This is a genomic window from Bacillus sp. FG16, assembly GCF_057809515.1.
Genome location: NZ_JBMDKC010000227.1, coordinates 1 through 1,716, shown reverse-complemented (window position 1 = coordinate 1,716; position 1,716 = coordinate 1). Strand labels below are relative to the sequence as shown.

General features: G+C 36.2%; 1 protein-coding gene. It reads right to left on the bottom strand.

All coding sequences use genetic code 11. The annotated features are described in order from the left end of the window. Window positions 1-305: 305 nt before the first annotated feature. Window positions 306-1,259: an Rpn family recombination-promoting nuclease/putative transposase gene (locus tag ACODS7_RS31795; protein ID WP_233936939.1), complete on the bottom strand. Its 954-nt coding sequence runs from the start codon at window positions 1,257-1,259 to the stop codon at window positions 306-308. Between the last annotated feature and the right edge of the window lie 457 nt (window positions 1,260-1,716).

Sequence of the window (1,716 nt, the reverse complement as noted above, 5' to 3'; positions counted from 1 at the left end):
AAGAATTCTTATGTATTTTTGTCAATTTAGTTTCCTTAGCTTGATGGCGATGGGGTTGGGCAAAGATACCCTGTATAGGAATTTACTGATACAAAGACCGTGGAACATACGAAAAGCTCCCTGACTTGTTATACAAATCAGGGAGCAAAAGGTAGTACAGTATATCGGTTACGCTAATTATAACATAATGGGGTTTATTCGGCCTTCTTTTTTCTGAATATTCAATTTATTTTGCAGTGTTAGTTCTTCAAGTTCAGGTGACCACGCAGAATCATCTAACCATTTGAAAAAGTGTACGGTACACTTTAATTTTCTAAAATATGGCGTATTTCTGACATATCCATATTCGTAAACTTTGCAATATCTTCGATATTCATGCCATTTTTATGCATGCCACGGACTAATTGTTCTCTTTCTGCCAATTTCCCTTCTTGAATACCTACTTCTTTTCCTTTTTCCATACCCTCTTGAAGGCCTTCTTCTTTTCCTTCTTTACGTCCCTTTTCTATGCCTTTCTTCTCTGCATACTTGAACTTAGAAGTCTCATCAATCAGAGCCTTTTGTCTTGCTTCATATAGCATACGGAAACCAGGGTCTTGACTCATCTTTTCCCATTTTTGCATCGCATCTTTTAAAATCGGGTCTCGGTTCATGGCGATCTCCTCCAGCGTATGCGTTAATTGTGTATCTTCATTGGCAGATAATAAGAGTAACCATCGTACAAAATCGTCTTCCCACGGATTGACTTGTTCTTCTTTCCATTGCGTCATTAATTTTGGGATTTCAATGATGTGCAATTCGAGATCATCTAAGAGTAACTTTTGTAAATTGATATCCCACAGTTTCCCTGTTGTATGGAACGTTTCGTATTCTGGAAAGACTGGAAAGTTCAAAATATTGATGGTAATCGTCTTCCGTAACGTATCATACGAACTACCTTTTTTCATTTGAGAGGCATATAAACGACTCCAGTAATACAAACTACGTTTAAGAAAATCATTGTGGTCATTCAATTGTATTTCAATGGCAATTTGGGTCTTATCGTCTAAAGTTGCTAATACATCTAGAATGGACAATTTGTCCTTTTCGTATTCTCTGTGCATATGTGGGTCTTCTATTGTCAGCGATTGAATCGGTGAAGAGAGCGAAGAGGCTAATGTCACGTTCAAAAATTGCATTAAAATCTGTTCATTTCCTCTTGTTCCAAATAATTGCTTAAAAGCAAAATCCACTCGTAAATTCACTAAAGGTTGATTCATAATATGAGTTACCTTTCTTATTTCATATTCTATCTTTTTTGTTAGTCCTCTTTTTCGGGGGAATGGGCAAAGAAAGTATATAACTATTGTATCGGAAAAAGGAGAGAAGAAGCAACCCTTATGCTTTTTTTGTGAAGGATATATATAATCATGGTACGTGAAATTTTATATACTTTACTTGTAGGCACCTATTCTTACTGATTTATGTCCCTTGCTACCTAAAATCTTCTCTATCCATCTTTTCACCCTCTTATCTCCTTGAATGTGCATTCTTGAACTTTCGAGACTCAAACGTATTCGGATTCTTCTTATCTTTCGTTAGAGAAGAATCTGGAGGGTCGTTTTTCATCCCTTAACTAATAAATTGGATATAATAACTAATCTAAAGAGCATTCTTCTGTGCATTCTGCATTACATGTGAAGCGTCAAATGAGACGAACAGTAATACACCGCTCGG